Source organism: Stenotrophomonas sp. ASS1 (assembly GCF_004346925.1).
Classification (GTDB): Bacteria; Pseudomonadota; Gammaproteobacteria; order Xanthomonadales; family Xanthomonadaceae; genus Stenotrophomonas; species Stenotrophomonas maltophilia_A.
This window is the reverse complement of sequence record NZ_CP031167.1, coordinates 1,834,484-1,855,693: the sequence shown is the minus strand read 5'-3', so window position 1 is coordinate 1,855,693 and position 21,210 is coordinate 1,834,484. Positions and strand designations below refer to the sequence as shown.

Here is a 21,210-nt window from a genome sequence, read left to right as displayed (position 1 = left end):
ATCCGCCCCCTCCCCCACGTATCAATCAAGACGCCGCACGGAGCGCTTGATAAAACCCTTATTCCGCCAGCATCGCCGCCAGCTTCTCCCGCGCCGGGCCGGCCAGCTTCGGGTTGTCCAACGCGAAACGGATCGTCGCCTCCACCAGCCCCAGGTGCGTGCCGCAGTCGAAGCGGGTGCCCTCGAAGCGGTAGGCATCGACCTCTTCGGTCTTCAGCAGCTGCGCGATCGCGTCGGTCAGCTGGATCTCGCCACCGGCACCACTGCCGGTCTGTTCCAGCAACTCGAAAATCTTCGGGCTCAGCACATAACGGCCAACCACCGCCAGGTCGCTCGGCGCGTCCTCCGGCTTCGGCTTCTCCACGATCTGCGAAATGCGACCCTTGCGGCCGTCGAACGCATCAGTGGCAACGATGCCGTAGCTGGCAGTCTTGTCGTGCGGCACGTCTTCAACGGCGATCACGCTGGCACCACTGGCCTCGTTGAGGTCTGCCATCTGCTTCAGTGCGCCGTCGCCGCGGCTCCAGATCAGGTCGTCCGGCAGCAGCACCGCGAACGGCTCGTCACCTATCACGGCCTTGGCGCACAGCACCGCATGGCCCAGGCCCAGTGCTTCGGCCTGGGTCACGAAGATCGCGCGCACGCCATTGGGCAGCACATGGCGGATCATCTCCAGCTGCTCCTGCTTGCCGGCGCGCTCGAGCTTCTGCTCCAGCTCGTAGGCTTTGTCGAAATAGTCAGCGACCGCATGCTTGTAGCGGTTGGTGATGAACACCAGCGTGTCGCAGCCCGCTTCGATCGCTTCATCCACGGCGTACTGGATCAGCGGTCGATCAATGATCGGCAGCATCTCCTTCGGAACCGTCTTGGTTGCCGGCAAAAAGCGCGTCCCGAGCCCTGCCACTGGAAAAACTGCCTTGCGAATTCGCTTGCTCATTGGTGCCTGTTGGCCTCACGTGCCGGAAAGGGCACGACTTTAGCGGATGAAATGTAAGCATCCTGTTCGATGGGAGAGAACTCCGGCATCGTCGCGAACAGGATCTCCTGGATGCTGGTCGTGTCGTAACCAGCCACGGCATCGCGCAGGCGCGGGACATTGCCCAGCACCAGGTCACGCGAGAACGTACGTACACCGGCCTCGAGAATCTTCGGGTGCGCGGTGGAACGGTAGTCCTCGTCCGAATAGAACAGCGTCTCGTGCAGCTTCTCGCCCGGACGCAGCCCGGTGTAGATGATCGGAATGTCCTTGTACGGCTGCTTGCCGGCCAGGCGGATCATCTGCTCGGCCAGCACGCGGATCGGCACCGGCTCGCCCATGTCGAGCGTATAGATCGCACCATGCGATGCCGAAGCGGCCGCCTGCAGGATCAGCTGGCAGGCCTCCGGGATGGTCATGAAGTAGCGACTGACTTCCGGGTCGGTGACGGTCACCGGACCGCCACGCAGGATCTGTTCGCGGAACAGCGGCACGACGCTGCCGGCCGAGGCCAGCACGTTGCCGAAGCGCACCGTAACGAAACGGGTATGCGTGGACTTCTGGTCCAGGCTCTGGCAGATCATCTCCGCATAGCGCTTGCTGGCGCCCAGTGCATTGACCGGGTCGACCGCCTTGTCGGTGGAGATGAACACGAAATGCTCAACGCGCGCTTCCAGGCAGGCGCGGGCCACGTTCTCGGTGGCCAGTATGTTGTTGCGCACCGCTTCGCGCAGCTGCCGCTCCAGCACCGGCACGTGCTTGTAGGCAGCCGCATGGAAGGCGGTGTCGACCGGATGCAGCGACAGGGCGTGGCGGATCACCGCCGGGTCACCGCAGTCGCCCAGCACCGCTTCGATCTCGACATCGGGGAAGCTGCGCCGCAGCTCGCCTTCGATGGTCAGCAGCAGCAGTTCGCTGATCTCGAGCAGGATGATGCGGCCGGCACCATGCCGTGCGCACTGGCGGCAAAGCTCGGAGCCGATCGAACCGCCGGCACCAGTGACCATCACCGTACGCCCGCCCAGCCAGCCACGGATCAGGTTCCAGTCCGGCATGATCGGCTTGCGGCCCAGCAGATCCTCGATCGCCACTTCCTTCAGCTGCCCCGGCAGCGACTGGCCCTGCAGGATGTCGCTGAGCTTGGGCACGGTGCGGAACGGCACGCCGGTGCTCTCGCAGATGGCGACGATCCGCTGCATGCCCGCCGCGTCCAGCGACGGGATGGCGATCACCAGCAGCTTGGCTGCCGTCTCCCGGACCACTGTCGGCGCATCGTCCAGGGTGCCGAGGATCGGCAGGCCCTGCAGCTTGGCGCCGCGCAGGTGCGGCGCATCGTCCAGCAGGCCGACCGGCTCGAAATTACCGGAACGGCGCAGGTCACGGACCAGGGTCTCGGCGGCCTGGCCGGCACCCAGGATCAGCACGCGGCGCGCGGACGAGTCCGACTGCAGTGCCTGATAGTCCTTCCAGGCCCGGTACAGCAGGCGCGGCGCGCCCAGCAGCGCCGACAGCGCGAACGGATAGATCACCAGCACCGACATGGGCACGCCGTCGAAGCGCTTCCACATCAGCACCAGCACGATGGCGACCATGCCGATGAAGCTGGCCTTGAAGATGTTCAGCAGGTCGCTGACGCTGGCGAACCGCCACAGGCCCCGATAGAGGCCCACGCGCCAGAACACCATGCCCTGCAGCAGCAGCACCAGCGTGGTGTCAACGTTCCAGAGAGGGAGCTCGGGGGCGTTGGCCAGGATCGAATACCGCCCCGCGTGGAGCAGCTGCCAGCATGCCCAGACCATGAACAGGTCGTGGCAGACGATGGCCGAACGCGGCATCAGGCCGAGGATTCTGTCCCGCCAGGGTGAAGCCATAAGTCAGGTATTTCCTTTTGGGTGGCGCAATCCATTGCGCAGGAGGAGCCAGAGGACGCTCAGCGCAATGAACCACGCGAACGCCACGGCAGCCTCCCACCTCGGCTGCAAATTGGAGCAGACATTAAGCACTGTAATACTGAACAGGCCCAAAGCAAAGTACATCCCTGTTACCTGGGCGTGACTGGCTCCTGCCTGCACCGCGCGCTGGTAGACATGCTGGGTATGGGGTTCCATCCAGCGTTGTCCGGAAATGATGCGCGCCAGCAGTGTGAAGCCTGCGTCCACAAGGAACGGCGATGCCGACACCAGCAGCAGGATCCAGTGGATGTCGGTCTTGACGCTGGCCAGTGCCAGCACTGCCGCCACCGCGTAGCCCAGCGCGCCACTCCCGACATCGCCCATGAAGATCCGGGCCCGCGGGAAGTTGAACGGCAGGAAGCCCAGGCAGGCCAGGCCCAACGCGACCGCCACCAGCGAGTACGGCCAGGGCAGCAGCGGCGCCAGCCCCAGCGCGACCACGATGGCTTGGCTGGCCGCGATGCCGTTGATCCCATCCATGAAATTCCAGATGTTGATCAGCGAGGCGGTGAACAGCAGGACCAGTACGGCCAGCAGCCAGCTGCCACCGTGGACCTTGACCAGCGCGGCCAGCAGCGCGGCGGCGATGAAGTGCACCATCAGGCGGCGCATGGCCGGCAGCGGCCGGTGGTCGTCCCACCAGCCGATACCCGCCACCAGCGCCAGGCCAAGGCTGGCGACCAGCAGGCTCGGACGCGCTTCGGGCCAGGCCCACATGGCAACACCGGCGGTCACCAGCAGGCTGATGACAATGGCGATGCCGCCGCCGCGGGGTGTCGCCACGCTATGGCTGCGGCGCTCGCCCGGCTGGTCAAACAGTTGCCGGCGCAGCGCGTAACCCCGCGCCGCCCAGGTCAGTGCCGCACTCAGCAGGGCCAGGCCCAGCAGCGCGCCCATCACGAGCCACTGCATGGATCAGAGCACCGCGTAGTTCAGCAGCGGCTTGACCGTACCCCACTCCTTGCAGCTCGGGCACTGCCAGTGGTGGGTGCGCGCACCGAAACCACAACGGGTGCAGCGATAGGCCGGATTGCGCACCAGCAACTGGTCGGTGATGTGCTTCAGGTCGTGCAGGGTCGCCGTGGAATCGGCGCCTTCAGCCAGGGTCAGGTCGATCAGCGCGGACTCGCCACGCACCGACGGGCGATCCTTGAGCTGGCGGCCCAGGTAGGCACGGGCCGGGGCCACGCCCTCCTGCTCTTCCATCAGGCGGGTCAGCGCCAGCACCGGGGCGATGCCGCGGTAGTGCTCGGTCATCTCCGACAGGAACGCGCGTGCGCCTGCCAGATCGCCGACCTTGCGGTAGTTCTGCATCAGCGCCGGCAGCAGCTCCGGCAGGTATTCGGGGTCGTTGCGCGCGGCACGCTCGAAGGCGCGCACGGCCGCTTCCGGATTGCCGGCATCGGTTTCCAAGCGTCCTTCAATGATGCCGGCACGTACCGACATCGCATCGGCCTGGTAGGCCCGGGCAATCGCTGCCCTCGCCTCTTCCAGCTTGCCAGCACCGCGGAAGCGTTCGGCCAGTTCGCACTCGAACTGCCCGATCAGCTTGCCCATCGGCTCGCCGGTGACGTCCTCGAAACGGGTCGCGTTGTCGATCGCCTTTTCCCAGTCGCGCTCGGCCTGGTAGATACCGATCAGGTGCTTGAGTGCCTGCGGAGCACGCTGATCCAGCTGGGCCAGTTCGGTGAACACGGTCTCGGCGCGGTCCAGCAGGCCGGACTTCATGTAGTCCTCGCCCAGTGCCAGCAGCGCCTGCACGCGTTGCGCATCGCTGAGGTCGTGGCGGTTGACCAGGCCCTGGTGCAGGCGGATGGCGCGGTCGACTTCGCCGCGGCGGCGGAACAGGTGGCCCAGCGCGACCTGGGTCTCGAAGGTTTCCTTGTCCAGCTCGGCGATGTGCAGGAACAGCTCGATGGCCTTGTCCGGCTGCTCGTTGAGCAGGTAATTCAGGCCGCGGAAGTAGGTGCTGGACAGGCGGCTGACCTGGCTGTCACCGTGGCGTTGACCACCACGCCGTCCGATCACCCACCCGGCCAGTGCGGCCAGCGGAACGAACAGGAAGAACCAGAACCACTCGGTGACGAAATCCATCTTCGATCAGCGTCCATCAAAAGATTGGGGGGAAGCAACCGGTGCCGGCGTGGCGACAGCGGACTTGTTGGCGCGGCGCAACTGGCTGTAGAGCGGAATGACCACGCTCACCAGCACCAGGCCGGCACCGACGATGACACCCACCAGCAGCGCGGCGATCAGGGCCACGCCCACCGAGGTATGCAGTTGGGTAAACAGCAGGTTGATCGACATCGCGGTCATGTTGACCGCACCGATGATCAATCCAAGGATCAGAACCGCCAGCAGGACCAGCAGACGAAAAACCTTCATGCGACAGCTCCAGTGGCAGGAGTCCGTAGCTTATCCGACTCGCGGCTGGATTCGCACGCGGTGGCGCGACGGGAGGCTCAGGCCGGATCGGCGTCCAGCGGCAGCACACTGCTGACCCGCTCACGCAGTTCCTTGCCCGGCTTGAAATGAGGGACGTGCTTGCCCGGCAGGGCAACCGATTCGCCGGTCTTCGGGTTGCGACCCAGGCGCGGCGGACGATAGTGCAGCGAGAAGCTGCCAAAACCACGGATTTCGATGCGATCCCCGGCGGACAGCGATCCGCCCATCATTTCCAGCAACGACTTCACCGCCAGATCGACATCATCGGCCTTCAGGTGCGCCTGGCGGCGCGCAAGGATTTCGATCAGTTCGGATTTGGTCATTACCGGCTCACATCAGGGGTATCTCAGCCTGAAACGGCCCGGGCAATGCCCGGGCCGTCCAGGAAACAACGAACAGCGTAAGGCCGATTACTCGGACTTGTTGCCGTTCAGCTGTGCACGCAGCAGCGCGCCCAGCTGGGTGGTGCCGCTGGAAGCCGAAGAGGACTGGTATTCCTCCAGCACTTCGCGCATTTCAGCGTCGTCCTTGGCCTTGATCGACAGCTGCAGGGTACGGCCCTTGCGGTCCATGCCCACGAACTTGGCTTCGACCTTGTCGCCGACCTTCAGGTGCTGGGTGGCATCGTCAACGCGCTCGTTGGCGATGTCGCGTGCCGAGACGTAACCTTCGATGCCGTCAGCCAGCTCGATGATCGCGCCCTTGGCGTCGACTTCCTTCACCACGCCTTCGACCTTGGAGCCCTTCGGATTGGCAGCCATGTACTGGCCGAACGGATCCTGCTCCAGCTGCTTCACGCCCAGGGAGATGCGCTCGCGCTCCGGATCGACAGCCAGGACGACGGCGTCCAGGGTATCGCCCTTCTTGAAGTTGCGAACGACGTCTTCGCCGGTGGTGTTCCAGCTGATGTCGGACAGGTGGACCAGGCCGTCGATGCCGCCGTCCAGGCCGATGAAGATGCCGAAGTCGGTGATCGACTTGATCTGGCCCGACACCTTGTCACCCTTCTTGTGGGTGGCAGCGAAGGTTTCCCACGGATTGGCGGCAACCTGCTTCATGCCCAGCGAGATACGGCGACGCTCTTCATCGACGTCCAGCACCATCACTTCGACTTCATCACCAACCTGGACAACCTTGGACGGGTTGACGTTCTTGTTGGTCCAATCCATCTCGGAGACGTGCACCAGGCCTTCGACGCCCGGCTCGATCTCAACGAACGCACCGTAATCGGTGACGTTGGAGACCTTGCCGAAGACGCGGCTGTTGGCCGGGTAACGACGGCCGATGTTGTCCCACGGATCCTCGCCCAGCTGCTTCAGGCCCAGCGAAACGCGGTTGCGCTCGCGGTCGAACTTCAGCACGCGGACGTCCAGCTCGTCGCCGACGTTCACGACTTCCGACGGGTGACGCACGCGCTTCCACGCCATGTCGGTGATGTGCAGCAGGCCGTCGATACCGCCCAGGTCCACGAACGCGCCGTAATCGGTCAGGTTCTTGACGACACCCTTCAGGATCGCGCCTTCCTGCAGCTTGTCCATCAGCTGCTCGCGCTCTTCCGAGTGCTCGCTTTCGACGACAGCGCGGCGCGAGACCACGACGTTGTTACGCTTGCGGTCCAGCTTGATGAGCTTGAACTCGAGTTCCTTGCCTTCCAGGTAGGCCGGATCGCGCACCGGGCGCACATCGACCAGGGAACCCGGCAGGAAGGCGCGGACATCCTTGATGTCCACGGTGAAACCACCCTTGACCTTGCCGCTGATGCGACCGGTGATGGTTTCGTTCTTTTCCAACGCTTCTTCCAGCTCGTCCCACACCATCGCGCGCTTGGCCTTCTCGCGCGACAGGACGGTTTCGCCGAAGCCGTTCTCGATCGAGTCGAGGGCGACCTTGACGATGTCGCCTTCGGCGACGTCGATTTCGCCAGCGTCGTTACGGAACTGTTCGATCGGCACGATGCCTTCGGACTTCAGGCCAGCGTTGATCACCACGACGTCGCCGCGGACTTCAACAACGGTACCGCTGACGATGGCGCCCGGCTTCAGCTTGGCCAGATTGGCCTGGCTGGCTTCAAACAGTTCGGCAAATGATTCGGTCATTAGATTTACTCTGTTGGACACATGGGTCGGTGGCGTCCCCTTCAGGGGAATGGCGACCGCCCGCCTGTTGGTCGACCCCGGAAACGCAGGTCGTGTGTAGTAGGAAAACCGCCACGCATCATTGCGCGACGGGGCTGGTACAGCACTGCTATGCGCGACCACCACCGATGCTGCTGGCAGCGCTCCCGCGCGAACGGATCAGGCAGCCGGAACCGGAAGCAGATCCATCACTCTGGCAACGACATCTGCGATGCCGATGCCTGTGGTGTCGATGAGGACAGCATCGTCTGCCGGCTTCAGGGGCGCCACGGTACGCTGAGCATCACGGGCGTCGCGGGCCATGATCTCGCGCAGGAGGTCATCAAAGTTAACAGAAACCCCCTTGTCTTTCAACTGCTTATGCCGGCGCTCGGCGCGCTCCTCGGCACTGGCGGTCAGGAAGACCTTGTAGGAGGCGTCCGGGAAGATCACCGTGCCCATGTCGCGGCCATCGGCGACCAGGCCGGGCAGCTCCCTGAATGCGCGCTGGCGCTCCTTCAGGGCAGCCCGGACCTCGGGAATGGCGGCGATGGCCGAGGCCAGCGCGCCGGTGGTCTCCAGGCGCAGCTCGTCGGTGGCATCGGTCCCGTTCACCATGACCCGCATGGCTTCACCCTGCTCGACAAACTGAACGTGGGTATCAAAGGTGCAGCGGACCAGCGCCGAGGCGTCGGAGGTGTCGATGTCTGCCCAGCTCGCGGCCACGCCCACTGCCCGGTACAGCGCGCCCGAATCCAGGTAATGCCAGCCCATCCGGCGCGCGATGATGCGGCTGATGGTACCCTTGCCAGCCCCTGAAGGGCCGTCGATGGTCAGGACGGGAGCGAGTGGATTCATGGGGTTCCCAGAGCGTGTGAAGGGGTCATTCTAGCCCCTGTCAGCCGCCCCCAATGGGATCTTTTGTGCAACCACTTGAAACCACGAGGAAAAGCCCGGTAGAATGGCGGGCTTGAACGAGCGTCAACTGCCGATTGTCTTTCGCATATCGCGGCCACGCTCCACCCGAACAACTACTGTTTACGCCGAGGTATGCCATGAAAGTCCTGTCCTCCCTGAAGTCGGCGAAGGCCCGTCACCGTGACTGCAAGGTCGTGCGTCGTCGTGGCAAGATCTTCGTCATCTGCAAGTCGAACCCGCGTTTCAAGGCGCGTCAGCGCTAAGCCCAACAGCCTTCGCGGCTGCGGCTGGCCCTACGCGGGGCCGACCCGATGCAAAAAGCCGCCTTCGGGCGGTTTTTTGTTTATGCGGCTTTTTCCTGCCGTTTTTGCTGTAATCGCCTTTCTTGACCACTGGGGAGTAGATCGAGATGAAGCGTTACCTGTCCGCCTTGGCCGTGATGGCCACCCTGGCCGTCGCCACGCCGGCGCTGGCCGATACCCTGCTTGTCGACCGTGCCCGCGAGAAGCCGGCCGGTGCCCTGCCCTTGCGCGGCCAGAGCATGCAGCAGGTACAGGCGCAGTTCGGCGCGCCAAGCGAGCAGCTGCAGCCGCGTGGCGGGCAGAAGCGGCAATGGCCGACCATCAACCGCTGGGTGTACCCGCAGTTCACCGTCTACTTCGAGAAGCAGAAGGTGATCGACGTGGTGGCCAACCAGGCGGACCCGAACGAAATCGGCCCGAAACCGCCGATCCGTTGATCCCTTTACCCGCCGTGGGCGGGCCTGTGTAGCGAGACCATGAACCAGACCCTTCGTTTTCCTGCCGAGTGGGAAGCCCAGAGCGGCGTCCTGATTGCCTGGCCCACCGCCGACACCGACTGGGCCGACCGCCTGGGCCAGGTGGAAGAGACCTACATCGCGCTGGTCGCGGCCATCACCCGCTTCCAGCCGGTGCTGATCTGCGTGGCCGACGACGATGTGGAGACCTATGCCGAGATGCGGCTGCGCTCCAACCGCATCGACATGGACAAGGTCCACTTCACCACGGCGGCCTACGACGATACCTGGTTGCGCGACTCCGGCCCGATCACCCTGCGCCGCGCCGACGGCGGCTTCCAGCTGCTGGATTTCCGCTTCACCGGCTGGGGCGGCAAGTTCGACGCCACCCTGGATGACCAGCTGGTGGGCGTGCTCGACCAGGCCGGCGTGTTCAACGACGCACCGGTGCGCAGCATTCCGTTCGCGCTGGAAGGCGGCGGCATCGAAACCGATGGTGAAGGCACCCTGCTGACCACCTGGAAGTGCCTGCACGAGCGCCACCCGGACCGCGACCGCGCCAGCCTGAGCGCCGACCTGGCCAACTGGCTGCAGCAGGACCGCGTGCTGTGGCTGGACCACGGCTACCTGGAAGGCGACGACACCGACGCCCACATCGACACCCTCGCCCGCTTCGCCTCGGCTGACAGCATTGTCTACCAGGCCTGTGACGACGAGAGCGACTCGCACTACGCCGAACTGCAGGCGATGGGCAATGAGCTGGCCGCGCTGCGTACCAAGGATGGCCAGCCATACCGCCTGTTCCCGCTGCCGTGGGCACAGCCGGTGATCGACGAAGGCCGCCGCCTGGCGGCGTCGTACGCCAACTACCTGATCGTCAATGGCGCGGTGCTGATGCCGGCCTACGGCGACCCGGCCGACGACCTGGCCCGCGATGTGCTGGCGCAGGCGCACCCGGGCCGCGAGATCGTGCAGGTGCCCTGCCGCTCGCTGATCTGGCAGAACGGCAGCCTGCACTGCATCACCATGCAGCTGCCGGCCGGGTTGTTGAAGGCCTGAGGATGGGTAGTGCCGGCCACTGGCCGGCAACCATGCAATACCTGATGGATTGACGGGGTTGCCGGCCAGCGGCCGGCACTACCAGCACCCATTCAGCGCGCGACACGCCGTCGCCGCCCATCCGCGCTAACATGCAGGTTTTCCCCCGCAGGAACGCCCCGCATGAACTCGCGCAGCCCCCTTACCGTCGCCCTGATCCAGGAGCGCAACCACGGTGATGCCGCCGCCAACCTGGCGGTGATCGAAGCACGCGTGGCCGAGGCGGCTGCGCAGTGTGCCAAGCTGGTGCTGCTGCAGGAACTGCATAACGGCCCGTACTTCTGCCAGCACGAATCGGTGGACGAGTTCGACCTGGCCGAGCCGATCCCGGGCCCGAGCACCGAGCGCCTGGGCGCGCTGGCGAAGAAGCATGGCGTGGTGCTGGTCGGCTCGCTGTTCGAGCGCCGTGCTGCCGGCCTGTACCACAACACCGCCGTGGTGTTCGAGAAGGACGGTACGCTGCTCGGCAAGTACCGCAAGATGCATATCCCGGACGACCCGGGCTTCTACGAGAAGTTCTACTTCACCCCGGGCGACATCGGTTTCAAGCCGATCGATACCTCGGTGGGCCGCCTCGGCGTGCTGGTGTGCTGGGACCAGTGGTACCCGGAAGCGGCACGCCTGATGGCGCTGGCCGGCGCCGAGCTGCTGCTCTACCCGACCGCGATCGGCTGGGACCCGGACGACGTGCAGGACGAGAAGACCCGCCAGCGCGACGCCTGGGTGCTGAGCCACCGTGGCCACGCCGTGGCCAACGGCCTGCCGGTGCTGAGCTGCAACCGCGTCGGCCACGAGGCCTCGCCGCTGGGCGCCTCCGGCATCCAGTTCTGGGGCAACAGCCACGTGCTGGGCCCGCAGGGCGAGTTCCTGGCCGAAGCCGGCACCGATGCCACGGTTCTGCTGTGCGATGTCGACCTGCAGCGCAGCGAGCATGTGCGCCGCATCTGGCCGTTCCTGCGCGACCGCCGCATCGATGCCTACGGCGACCTGCTCAAGCGCTACATCGACTGAGCCGGAGCCCGCGCATGGCCGTCCTCATCCGTGATGCCGGCCCGGCCGACATCGCCGCGATCACCGCGATCTACGCGGTGGAAGTGACCGACTTCGTCAACACTTACGAGTACGACATCCCGGACGCGTCCGAGATGCTGCGCCGCATGCGCGACATCATCGACCGCGGCTTCCCCTACCTGGTCGCCGAGATTGACGGCCAGGTGGCCGGCTATGCCTACGCCAACACCTACCGCACCCGCGTTGCCTACCAGTGGACCGTGGAGAACTCGGTCTACGTCGATGCCGCGTTCCAGGGCCAGGGCGTGGGCACCGGCCTGCTGCAGGCCTTGATCGATGCCTGCGTGGCGCGTGGCTACCGGCAGATGGTGGCGGTGATCGGCGAACCGACCAATACCGCTTCAATCAAGCTGCACGAACGCTTCGGCTTCGAGCTGGTCGGCGTGTTCCGTGGCCTCGGCCGCAAGCATGGCCGCTGGCTGGATACCGTGCAGATGCAGCGCGCGCTCGGCGATGGCGCCGACACTGCACCTTCCAATGAATGAACCCATGACCGAAACCCTTCCCGAGACCGGCGACGACCTGTTCGCCGGCCAGCCGGTACGCGTTGTTGAACGCGACGGCGTGCGCTACACCCTGCTGGGCACCGCCCATGTCTCACGCGCCAGCGTCGAGGCGGTGGAGAAAGCCATCGACAGCGGTCGATTCGACGCGGTGGCCGTTGAACTGGACCCGCAGCGCCTGCAGGCGCTGAGCGACCCGGACACGCTGGCCAAGCTCGACCTGGTCGAGGTGATCCGCAAGGGCCGCGTCGCCCTGTTCGCCGCCAACCTGGCCCTGTCCGCCTACCAGCGTCGCCTGGCCGAACAGCTCGACATCGAGCCGGGCGCGGAACTGAAACGCGCGGTGGAACTGGCGCGCGAACGCGACCTGCCGGTGCACCTGATCGATCGCGAGGTCGGCCTGACCTTCCGCCGCGCCTCGCAGCGGCTGGGCTTCTTCGGCAAGCTGAAGCTGGTTGCCGGGCTTGGCGCCGGTCTGTTCTCATCCGAGGAAGTGGGCGAAAACGAGATCGAGAAGCTCAAGCAGGGCGACATGCTGGAGTCGAGCTTCGGCGAGTTCGCCAGCGAGAGCCCGGCGCTGTACGAGACCATCATCGGCGAGCGCGACCGCTACATGGCCACCCGCCTGCGCGAGGAACACGACCCGCACCAGCGCGAAGTACTGGCCGTAGTCGGTGCCGGCCACCTGGCGGGTCTGGCACGCCACCTGGAAACCGACACCGAGGCACCGGCGCCGCTGCGCGCCGAGCTGGAGGCGGTGCCGAAGAAGCGCAACATCCCGTGGTTCACGCTGGGCATCCTGGCGATCGTGGCGACCGGCATCGGCGTAGGCTTCTACCGCGGCGGCCTGGGCGTAGGCACCGAGCTGCTGGCAACCTGGGCGATGTATACCGGCGGCCTGGCCGGCCTGGGCTGCCTGCTGGCCGGCGGCCATCCGCTGAGCATCCTCACCGCGATCGCGGTGGCGCCGTTCAAGCCGTTCCGCCTGAGCATCCCGACCGGCGCATTCTCGGCCCTGGTGGAAGCGCGCCTGCGCAAGCCGGCGTATGAGGACTTCCTGAAGCTGCGCGACGATGCGCAGAGCCTGAAGGGCTGGTATCGCAACCGCGTCACCCGCGTGGTGCTGACCTTCATGCTGACCAACATCGGCAGCATGCTGGGCCTGTGGCTGACCACGTTCAAGGTGTGGGGCAAGGTCGCCGGTTGATTGCAACGCCCCGCCGGGCATGGCCCGGCGCTACCGGCCGCACGGCGTCTGTGCGCGCGACCGGCAGGTGCCAACCTTGGTTGGCACGCTTTACGCCGACCGTAAAGATCGGCCGAGCATGCTCTGCGCAGAACATCAAAAAAAGGGGGAGGCCGCCCCACTACGACCGGCCTCCCCCACACCACAACACGTTGGCGCGCATTACGGTCGAGCAAGCTCGACCACTACACCGGGGTACCCGGCACGATCTCCAGACCGCGGGCGCGGCGGATCAGTCGCGTGACCGCACTGCGCAGGTCATCCAGCACTGCATAGATCGTCGGCAGGAACAGCAGGCTGACCACGGTCGAGAACGCCAGGCCGCCGGCAATCGCGCGCGCCATCGGCGCGTACTCCGGGCCGTTGCCGAACATCTGCGTACTGGTCAGCGAGATCGGCACCATCGCCAGGATCGCCGTGCCCATGGTCATCATGATTGGCCGCAATCGCTCGCGTGAGCCCTCCACCAGCGCCTGGGTGCGTCCCATGCCGCCGCGCCGCAGGTTGTTGATGTGCTCGATCATCACGATGCCGTTGTTCACCACCACGCCCATCAGCACCAGGATGCCGATGAAGGACATGATTCCGAACGAGGTACCGGTGATCCAGAACAACCAGAACACACCGAAGATCGAGAACAGCACGCCACTCATGATCGCCGCCGGGAACAGCAGCGACTCGAACACCGCCGCCATCACCACGTAGATCATCACCAGCGCGATCAGCAGGTTGAACACCATCTGCTGCATCGCTTCGTCGTCGTTGCCGTAGTCACCGCCATCGAAGGTGAAGCCATAGCCGGCCGGGAAGTTCATCGGCTTGAGCACCGACTCCATCGCCTTGCGGCCATCCGGCGCGGTGACCTTCTCGGCCAGGTTGGCCTTGATGGTCAGCGTGGTCTGGCGGTTGGTGCGTCCGATCTGGGTGGCGGACGAACCAACGTCGACGGTGACCAGGCTCAGCAGTGGCACGCTGCGGCCATCGCCGGTGCGCACGCTGAAACCGGCCAGGTCTTCCGGGCTGCTCTGCTCGGCACCGGCGAAGCGCACCCATACCGGCACTTCGTTGTCGCCGCGGCGGAACTCGCGCATCGGTGCACCGCGCAGGGCCAGGCCGACGAAGCTGGCTACCTGCTCGGCATTGAAGCCGAATGCGGCGGCGCGCTCGCGGTCGACGCGCACCTTCAGCTCGCCGCCTTTTTCGCCGTTGTCGATGCGCACATCGCGCAGCTCGGCACGCTGGGCCAGCAGCGGCACCACTTCCTGGCCGATCTCCTGCAGCATCGAACTGGAGTCGCCGACCAGCTGCACCTGCACGCCCTGGTTGCCGCCACCGCCGCCATCACCGCCCTGGTTGCCGACGAAGTAGTCGGTGCGGGCCGACTTCGGCAGGCCTTTGCGCAGTTCTTCCTGCAGCGCCTTGATGTCCTTGGCGTACTTCTCGTCCAGGGTGACCACGGTGGAGCTCCCTTCCTGCTCGCTGTACCAGGAATACACCTGCTTGACGTGCAGGCGCTCGCGGTTGGCGTCGATCCAGTTCTCCACACGCGCCACTTCCTCGGACATCTGCCGGTAGGTGTAGGCGCCCTTCCACATGTAGCCGATGAAGATGTCCTTGCCGCCGTCGCCACCGAACATGTCGACCTTGGTCAGCTTCATCGGCACCAGGCTGACCAGCACCACCAGCACGATGCCCAGCAGGCTCCAGCCACGATGGCGCAGCGACCAGTCCAGCAGTGTCGCGTAGCGCCGCTGCAGGCGCGCGATCACGCCGGTCTGCGAGTGCACCAGCTTCGGCGTGGCCATGCGCGCGGACAGCATCGGGATCAGGCTGACCGCGACCAGCCACGAGGCCAGCAGCGAGACCGAGATGGTGATCGCGATCTGCGCCATGAAGATGCTGATGTTGTTGGTCTCGCCGAACAGGTTCGGCACGAACACGATGCAGTGGCACAGCGTACCGGCACTGAGCGCGATGGCCACGTTGCGGGTGCCAATGATCGAGGCCAGGCGCGGCTGTCCGGGCATGCGCTCGCGCTCCTGGTAGATGCTCTCCACCACCACCACGGCGTTGTCGACCAGCATGCCCACCGCCAGCAGCAGGCCCATCATGGTCAGGATGTTCAGCGTCACCCCGACGAAGTACATGAAGCCCAGGGTGATGGTGAAGCAGATCGGAATGGCCAGGGTCACCATCAGCGTGGACGGCCAATGGCGCAGGAAGAAGAACAGCACCGTGATCGACAGGATCAGGCCGACCGCACCGGCCTCGGCCAGTTCCAGCAGCGAGGAGGTCACCGCCTTGCCCTGGTTGTCGATCACCTTGATCTGCACGTCGCGCATCGACGCTTCGGCACGGATCGATTCAACCTCGGCCAGTGCCGCGCGCGACACCTCCACCAGATTGGCACTGCGCTCCTTGAAGATGTCCAGGCCGACCGCCGGGTTGCCGTCCAGGCGGCGCCCGTAGTTCATCCGCGCCGGCTTCAGGCGCACATCAGCGATATCGCCCAGGCGCAGGCCCTTGGCGTTGATCACCAGATCGCGCATTTCCTGCAGGTCGGTGATCTCACCCACCGGCTGCACGCGCACGCGCTGGCCGTTGTCGTCGATCTGCCCGGCCGAGATCGAGAAATTCAGCGTGCGCAGGCGCTCGCTCAGTTCATTGATGCTCAAGCCGTGCGCGTTGAGGCGGTTCGGATCAATGGCGATTTCCACCTCGTTCGGCGGCGCACCGGTGATGTCGACACGGGCCACGCCGGGGATGCGCTCGATGCGCCGCTTGAACTCGCGGTCGAGCATGTCGTACGCGGTGGTCAGGTCGGTGGTGCTGGCCAGGCGCACCTTCAGCACCGGCTGGTCGCTGCTGGACCACTTGAACACGTTGTAGCGCTGCAGGTCGTCGGGCAGGTCGCTGCGGATCGCGTCGATGCGCTCGCGTGCATCGGAGGCGGCGATGGCGATGTCGCGGTCCCAGTCGCTGAACTCGATGAAGATCAGCGCCGCTTCGGAGGTGGCCGACGAGCGCATGCGCTTGATGCCGGTCATCGTCGCCAGCGACTCCTCGACCGGACGGATGATGGTCCGTTCCACTTCCTCCGGGGTGGAGCCGGTGTACGGAATCTGCACGAACAGGAACGGCGCGGAGATGTCCGGCAGCGCTTCCAGCGGCAACCGGAACGAAGCGATCAGGCCGATCACCACCAGCGACACGAAACACATGATGGTGGTGACCGGGCGGCGGATGGAGAACTCGGCCACACTCATGCCGGTTCCTCCGTACCCGCCGCACTGCCCACTGCACCCGGCTCGATCTCACCGGCATGCTTGCGGCCACGTTCGCGGTAATACGCATCGCCACGACGGTCCATCAGGTCGTACACCACCGGGATCACCAGCAGGGTCAGCAGGGTCGACACCAGCAGGCCGCCGATCACGGTGATCGCCATTGGCGCGCGCACTTCAGCGCCCTCACCCATCGCCACCGCCAACGGCAGGAAGCCGAACAGCGTGCACAGCGTGGTCATGATGATCGGCCGCAGGCGCGAGCGCGCACCTTCCACCAGCGCCTCGTGCTTGGCCACGCCGGCCTCGCGCAGCTGGTTGACCTTGTCGATCAGGATGATCGCGTTCTTGGTGACCAGGCCGACCAGCAGGATCAGGCCGATGAACACCACCACCGAGATGGGCTTGCCGGTCAGCATCAGCGCCAGGATCGCACCGACCAGCGCCAGCGGGATGGTGAACAGGATCACGAACGGGTGCAGCAGCGATTCGAACTGCGAGGCCATCACCAGGTAGACCAGGAAGATCGCCAAGCCGAAGGCGAAGATCAACGACTTCGCCGCCTGCGCCAGCTCCTCGCCCTGGCCACCGATGTGCAGGCCGACGCCCGCACCCAGCGGCTGCTCGGCGACCATCTGCTGCACCTCGCGCATGGCCGCGCCAAGATCGATGTCGCGCAGGTTGGCCGACACCACCGCCACCCGCGTCTGGTCGGCACGGTGGATCTCACTGGGGCCAGTGGTGGCGACCACTTCGGCCACCGCGTCCAGCGTGACCGGACGGGTGCTGCCCGGGTTGACGATCAGCCGGCGGATGCTCTCCACGCTGGCGCGGTCACCCTCCTGCGCACGCACCAGCACGTCGATCTTGCGGTCACGGAAGCTGTAGCGGGTGGCGACATCGCCGCGCACCTTCTTCACCACCACGTCGGCGATCTGGCGCGTGGTCAGGCCCAGCGCACCGGCACGCTCCTGGTCGAAGCGGATCTGGATTTCCGGGAAGCCCTCTTCCACCGTCGACTTCACATCGGCGTAGTGCGCATTGCCGCGCAGCATCGCCGCCAGGCGCTGGCCGGCCACTTCCAGGGTTGCCATGTCCTGCCCGCGCAACTCGATTTCCAGCGGCGTGGAGAAGCTGAACAACGCCGGCCGCGCGAAATCGACCTGTGCCCCCGGATGCTGGCCCATGGTGTCACGCAGGCGCTCGGTGATCTCGGCCTCGGTGCGTGCATTGCCACCGCCTTCCATCACCACGGTCAGCTTGCCGATGTTCTCGCCGCTCTCGGTGGGGCTGGCATCCAGGCGGGTGCCGCTGCCGCTGACACCGTACAGCGACGCCACGCCCTCGCCCTTGCCGTGTGCCAGCTGCAGCTCGCGTACCAGTGCATCAGTCTGCTTCAGCGGCGTGCCGGCCGGCAGCTTCACCGTCATTTCGAAACGATCCTGCGCCAGCTGCGGGATCAGATCGGCACCGAGCATCGGCACCAGCGCCATGGTCGCCACGAAGATGATCGAGGCAACACCCAGCACCTTGCCCGGATGCGCCAGTGCGCTCGGCAGCAGGCGCAGGTAGCCACGCTCGGCGCCGGCGTAGGGCTTCATCGCCAGATCGCTGGCCTTGCGCATCACCGGGCCGACCACCGCCACCACGCCACGCCACGCCCGCACGACCAGCCAGGCCAGCGCGTAGAAGCTCCAGCGCGCGGTCGCCACGGCGCCACGACGGCCCAGCGCAACCGGCTTCTGCCAGCGGTTCTGCGGTTGCCACGGTTCGTTCGGCGCTTCTTCCGGGAACGCCAGCGGCGGCCGTCCCTTCAGCGAGCTCAGCATCGGGATCAGGGTCATCGACACCAGCAGCGAGATCGCGATGGCGATCGCCACGGTCAACGCCTGGTCGCGGAACAGCTGGCCAGCGATGCCATCGACGAACACCAGCGGCAGGAACACCGCGATGGTGGTCAGGGTGGAGGCGACCACCGCCATGCTCACTTCGCGGGTACCGGCGATGGCCGCCTGCAGGATGCCCAGGCCACGCTCACGGGCCTTGGCGATGCTCTCCAGCACCACGATCGAGTCATCCACCACCAGGCCGGTGGCCAGTGCCAGACCGCCCAGCGACATCACGTTCAAGCTCAGGCCGAGCTGGCCCATGAAGAAGAACGTGGCGATGATCGAGACCGGCAGCGACAGGCTGATCACGAACGTGCTCCAGCCATCACGCAGGAACAGGAAGATGATCAGAATCGCCAGCAGGCCGCCGATCACTGCATCCTTCTTGACGTCGGCAATGGCGTGCTCGATGAAGCGCGACTGGTCCTCGATGGTGGTCATCTCGACGTCGGACGGGAACGTGCCCTTGATCTGCTCCAGGCGCTTGCGCAGCGCTTCGGCGGTGGACACGGTGTTGGCGTCACCCTCTTTGTAGATCGCCAGTTCGACCGATTCCTTGCCGCCCAGGCGGATCACCGCTTCGCGCTCCTTGTAGCCCTGGCGAACGGTGGCCACGTCCTTCAGGCGCACCGGCACACCGTTGGCGACCACGCTGGAACCACCGCCGGACGATGCGCTCTGCGCCGCCGATGCCGCCGCGATGGCCGCCGCCGAACCGGTCGACGCGGCGATGTTGAACATCTGCTGCAACGCCGAGTCGGCCGCGCTGCCGTTCGACGCCTGGGTGGTGACCAGCAGGTTGCGGATCTCCTCCAGGTCGGCGAACTGGTTGACGGTGCGCACCAGGAAGCGCTGCGAGCCCTCCTCCAGGCGGCCGCCGGAGATGTTGATGTTCTCGTCCTTCAGGCGCTTGATGACGGTGTCGATCGGCAGGTTCAGCTGGGCCAGCTTCTGCTGGTCGATGTCGACCTGGATCTCGTCTTCCAGGCCTCCGCCGACCTTGACCGCCGCCACGCCGCTGACCGGCTCCAGCTTCTTCTTCAGGTCTTCATCGGCATAGCGGCGCAGGCCGGTCAGCTCGCGGACCGCATCGGCATCGCTGGTTGGCGCCACCTTGTTCGACAGCACCAGGCGCATGATCGGCTCGGTGGACGGATTGAAGCGCAGCAGCACCGGGGCCTTGGCCTCCAGTGGCAGGTTCAGCGCTTCCATCTTGTCGCGCACCTCCAGGCTGGCCTGGTCCATGTTGGTGCCCCAGGCGAACTCCAGCACTACATCGCTCTGGCCGGTGCGCGAGACCGACTTCAGCTTGCGCAGGTTCTTGACCACGCCGACCGCTTCTTCAACCGGCTGGGTGATCAGGGTTTCGATTTCGGTCGGCGCCGAACCGGTGTACTCGGTGCGCACGGTCAGCGTCGGGTAGCTCAGGTCGGGCAGCAGGTTGACCTTGAGGTTGCCCAGCGCGATCAGGCCGAACAGCAGCAGCGTGACCGTGCACATGGCGATGGTCACGCGACGGCGGGTGGCGAATTCCACCAGGCCGCCGCGCATGCTGGCGGCGGCGCCGTCGCTCGCCGGCGAGGCACCGTGGTCGTGGCCCGGGGCGGTCATTGCGTGCTCCCGGCCTTGTCTGCCGGCTTGGCGGCCGCTGCGACCGTCTTCGCCTTTGCCTTCGGATCAGCGATCACCTGCACTGCGGTGCCGTCGCGCAGGGCGACCTTGCCAGCGGTGACCACCTGATCACCGGCCGCCAGGCCATCACGGATCTCCACCCACGGGCCCTCGGCGTAACCCAGCTTGACCGGAACGCGTGCGACCTTGCCTTCGCGCACCCGGAACACCGCCGGCTCACCATCGTCGAGCAGCGCCAGGCGCGGCACCACCAGCGCATCGGCACGCTGGTCGTAATCGATGCGGATGCGACCGAACATGCCGGGCTGCAACGCGTGCGCGGCGCCATCGAAGGCACTGACCACGCGAAACGTACCGCTGCCCGAATCCACCACCGGTGCGATGCGGTCGACGGTGCCGGTGAAGCTCTGCCCCGGCAGCGCATCGGCAGCCAGCGTCACCGGCTGGCCGGCGCGCAGGGTGGCCAGCTCGCGCTCGGGCACGTTGAGGGTGGCTTCTAGCCGCGAGTTGTCGACGATGCGGAAGATCGGCGTGTTGATCTGCACGAAGTTGCCGGTCTTGATCGAGCGCGACGCGATCACGCCGGAGATCGGCGCCACCACCGTGGTGTAGGACAGTTCCAGCGTGGCCAGGCGGTACTGCGCGCGTACGTTTTCCAGGTCGTAACGCAGCTGGTCGACGTCGGCGGCGCTGACCATCTGCTGGCCCACCAGTTTCTGCGCGCGCTGGTAGTTGTTTTCCAGCTTGCGCATCTGCGCTTCGCTCTGCGCCACAGCCAGCCGAGCGCGGTCCGGGTCCAGACGTACCAGCGGCTGGCCGGCGGTGACCCGCTGGCCTTCTTCAACCAGCACCGCCAGCGCCACGCCGGAAGTCTTGGCCACCACCTGGGACTCGGCGCGTGGTTCCAGCGCAGCGGTACCGGTGTAGCTGGCCGCGACAGCACGGTGGCTGGCCACGGCCACTTCGACCGGGACCGCATCGACCTTCTTCTCCTCCTTGGTGTCGGCGGCCTTGGCTTCGGAATTGGGCCCTGCGGCGCAACCGCCCAGCAGCAGGGAGGTGGAGATCAGCAGTGCGGCAGCGCAGATTCCGCTGCGACGGCCGGACAGGAAGGTTGGGTGCGACATCGTCAGATCCCTGGAGGATGCGTGGACAGGTGTGGTAGCAAAGTAATGCACCACTTCACGGCAACACCATATCCCAAAGGTCATGGTGTCTTCGTGCCACTGGTCGGCCCGCCCCCCATTTCAGCTAGATGAAACCTGGGGCTATACTCGGGTCGTTCCGTACCCCACGCCGGAACGACCAGACCCGAATCCCCGGAA

General features: G+C 65.8%; 17 protein-coding genes. 6 read left to right on the top strand and 11 right to left on the bottom strand.

All coding sequences use genetic code 11. The annotated features are described in order from the left end of the window. Positions 1-58: 58 nt before the first annotated feature. From galU to cmk, 8 genes are all read right to left on the bottom strand, one after another. Complete coding sequence (gene galU, locus MG068_RS08865) at positions 59-937, bottom strand: UTP--glucose-1-phosphate uridylyltransferase GalU (protein WP_132809939.1); 879 nt, start codon at positions 935-937, stop codon at positions 59-61. After that, complete coding sequence (locus tag MG068_RS08860) at positions 934-2,847, bottom strand: polysaccharide biosynthesis protein (protein ID WP_032130079.1); 1,914 nt, start codon at positions 2,845-2,847, stop codon at positions 934-936. The genes galU and MG068_RS08860 overlap by 4 nt, the downstream gene beginning before the upstream one ends. A gap of 3 nt (positions 2,848-2,850) precedes the next feature. Continuing rightward, entirely contained in the window at positions 2,851-3,840 is a 990-nt protein-coding gene (locus MG068_RS08855) for an MraY family glycosyltransferase (protein WP_132809938.1), read from the bottom strand. A 3-nt stretch (positions 3,841-3,843) separates the two neighbouring features. Next, positions 3,844-5,022, bottom strand: a complete 1,179-nt coding sequence (gene lapB, locus MG068_RS08850) for a lipopolysaccharide assembly protein LapB (protein ID WP_005416232.1) — start codon at positions 5,020-5,022, stop codon at positions 3,844-3,846. A gap of 6 nt (positions 5,023-5,028) precedes the next feature. After that, complete coding sequence (locus MG068_RS08845; RefSeq protein ID WP_010484569.1) at positions 5,029-5,313, bottom strand: LapA family protein; 285 nt, start codon at positions 5,311-5,313, stop codon at positions 5,029-5,031. 77 nt (positions 5,314-5,390) lie between these two features. Further along, positions 5,391-5,696, bottom strand: coding sequence for an integration host factor subunit beta (locus MG068_RS08840; RefSeq protein ID WP_005409286.1), 306 nt, complete (start codon positions 5,694-5,696; stop codon positions 5,391-5,393). A gap of 87 nt (positions 5,697-5,783) precedes the next feature. Next, positions 5,784-7,469, bottom strand: coding sequence for a 30S ribosomal protein S1 (rpsA, locus tag MG068_RS08835; protein ID WP_005416230.1), 1,686 nt, complete (start codon positions 7,467-7,469; stop codon positions 5,784-5,786). Between the two features lie 198 nt (positions 7,470-7,667). Further along, positions 7,668-8,345: a (d)CMP kinase gene (gene cmk / locus MG068_RS08830; protein WP_032130077.1), complete on the bottom strand. Its 678-nt coding sequence runs from the start codon at positions 8,343-8,345 to the stop codon at positions 7,668-7,670. 197 nt (positions 8,346-8,542) lie between these two features. Between cmk and ykgO the strand changes: the two genes are divergently transcribed. The 6 genes from ykgO (at position 8,543) to MG068_RS08800 (ending at position 13,041) form a co-directional block, all read left to right on the top strand. Next, on the top strand, positions 8,543-8,668 hold the full coding sequence (gene ykgO, locus MG068_RS08825; RefSeq protein WP_005409283.1) for a type B 50S ribosomal protein L36: 126 nt from the start codon (positions 8,543-8,545) through the stop codon (positions 8,666-8,668). A 146-nt stretch (positions 8,669-8,814) separates the two neighbouring features. Further along, on the top strand, positions 8,815-9,144 hold the full coding sequence (locus MG068_RS08820; RefSeq protein WP_132809937.1) for a hypothetical protein: 330 nt from the start codon (positions 8,815-8,817) through the stop codon (positions 9,142-9,144). Positions 9,145-9,183: 39 nt separating this feature from the next. Further along, a complete protein-coding gene (locus tag MG068_RS08815; RefSeq protein WP_132809936.1) occupies positions 9,184-10,221 on the top strand; it encodes an agmatine deiminase family protein in 1,038 nt (345 codons plus the stop codon). Between the two features lie 162 nt (positions 10,222-10,383). Beyond that, a complete protein-coding gene (locus tag MG068_RS08810) occupies positions 10,384-11,271 on the top strand; it encodes a carbon-nitrogen hydrolase (RefSeq protein ID WP_132809935.1) in 888 nt (295 codons plus the stop codon). A gap of 14 nt (positions 11,272-11,285) precedes the next feature. Beyond that, positions 11,286-11,816 (top strand): GNAT family N-acetyltransferase, encoded by a 531-nt coding sequence (locus MG068_RS08805; RefSeq protein WP_132809934.1) that lies wholly within the window; start codon positions 11,286-11,288, stop codon positions 11,814-11,816. A 4-nt stretch (positions 11,817-11,820) separates the two neighbouring features. Continuing rightward, positions 11,821-13,041: a TraB/GumN family protein gene (locus MG068_RS08800; RefSeq protein ID WP_132809933.1), complete on the top strand. Its 1,221-nt coding sequence runs from the start codon at positions 11,821-11,823 to the stop codon at positions 13,039-13,041. A 224-nt stretch (positions 13,042-13,265) separates the two neighbouring features. Here the strand turns inward: MG068_RS08800 and MG068_RS08795 are convergent, their stop codons facing one another. Genes MG068_RS08795 through MG068_RS08785 form a run of 3 tightly spaced genes read right to left on the bottom strand, consistent with a single transcriptional unit; the run spans position 13,266 to position 21,012 of the window. After that, positions 13,266-16,346, bottom strand: coding sequence for an efflux RND transporter permease subunit (locus tag MG068_RS08795; RefSeq protein ID WP_049423679.1), 3,081 nt, complete (start codon positions 16,344-16,346; stop codon positions 13,266-13,268). Continuing rightward, positions 16,343-19,864, bottom strand: a complete 3,522-nt coding sequence (locus MG068_RS08790; RefSeq protein ID WP_165929931.1) for an efflux RND transporter permease subunit — start codon at positions 19,862-19,864, stop codon at positions 16,343-16,345. The genes MG068_RS08795 and MG068_RS08790 overlap by 4 nt, the downstream gene beginning before the upstream one ends. Beyond that, positions 19,861-21,012, bottom strand: a complete 1,152-nt coding sequence (locus tag MG068_RS08785; RefSeq protein WP_132809932.1) for an efflux RND transporter periplasmic adaptor subunit — start codon at positions 21,010-21,012, stop codon at positions 19,861-19,863. Before MG068_RS08785 ends, MG068_RS08790 begins: the two co-directional genes overlap by 4 nt. Positions 21,013-21,210: the final 198 nt, after the last annotated feature.

Bases quoted from the DNA above. Each gene is read 5' to 3' on its own strand.
- galU (WP_132809939.1), bottom strand. From the start codon at position 937: ATGAGCAAGCGAATTCGCAAGGCAGTTTTTCCAGTGGCAGGGCTCGGG.
- MG068_RS08860 (WP_032130079.1), bottom strand. From the start codon at position 2,847: ATGGCTTCACCCTGGCGGGACAGAATCCTCGGCCTGATGCCGCGTTCG.
- MG068_RS08855 (WP_132809938.1), bottom strand. From the start codon at position 3,840: ATGCAGTGGCTCGTGATGGGCGCGCTGCTGGGCCTGGCCCTGCTGAGT.
- lapB (WP_005416232.1), bottom strand. From the start codon at position 5,022: ATGGATTTCGTCACCGAGTGGTTCTGGTTCTTCCTGTTCGTTCCGCTG.
- MG068_RS08845 (WP_010484569.1), bottom strand. From the start codon at position 5,313: ATGAAGGTTTTTCGTCTGCTGGTCCTGCTGGCGGTTCTGATCCTTGGA.
- MG068_RS08840 (WP_005409286.1), bottom strand. From the start codon at position 5,696: ATGACCAAATCCGAACTGATCGAAATCCTTGCGCGCCGCCAGGCGCAC.
- rpsA (WP_005416230.1), bottom strand. From the start codon at position 7,469: ATGACCGAATCATTTGCCGAACTGTTTGAAGCCAGCCAGGCCAATCTG.
- cmk (WP_032130077.1), bottom strand. From the start codon at position 8,345: ATGAATCCACTCGCTCCCGTCCTGACCATCGACGGCCCTTCAGGGGCT.
- ykgO (WP_005409283.1), top strand. From the start codon at position 8,543: ATGAAAGTCCTGTCCTCCCTGAAGTCGGCGAAGGCCCGTCACCGTGAC.
- MG068_RS08820 (WP_132809937.1), top strand. From the start codon at position 8,815: ATGAAGCGTTACCTGTCCGCCTTGGCCGTGATGGCCACCCTGGCCGTC.
- MG068_RS08815 (WP_132809936.1), top strand. From the start codon at position 9,184: ATGAACCAGACCCTTCGTTTTCCTGCCGAGTGGGAAGCCCAGAGCGGC.
- MG068_RS08810 (WP_132809935.1), top strand. From the start codon at position 10,384: ATGAACTCGCGCAGCCCCCTTACCGTCGCCCTGATCCAGGAGCGCAAC.
- MG068_RS08805 (WP_132809934.1), top strand. From the start codon at position 11,286: ATGGCCGTCCTCATCCGTGATGCCGGCCCGGCCGACATCGCCGCGATC.
- MG068_RS08800 (WP_132809933.1), top strand. From the start codon at position 11,821: ATGACCGAAACCCTTCCCGAGACCGGCGACGACCTGTTCGCCGGCCAG.
- MG068_RS08795 (WP_049423679.1), bottom strand. From the start codon at position 16,346: ATGAGTGTGGCCGAGTTCTCCATCCGCCGCCCGGTCACCACCATCATG.
- MG068_RS08790 (WP_165929931.1), bottom strand. From the start codon at position 19,864: ATGACCGCCCCGGGCCACGACCACGGTGCCTCGCCGGCGAGCGACGGC.
- MG068_RS08785 (WP_132809932.1), bottom strand. From the start codon at position 21,012: ATGTCGCACCCAACCTTCCTGTCCGGCCGTCGCAGCGGAATCTGCGCT.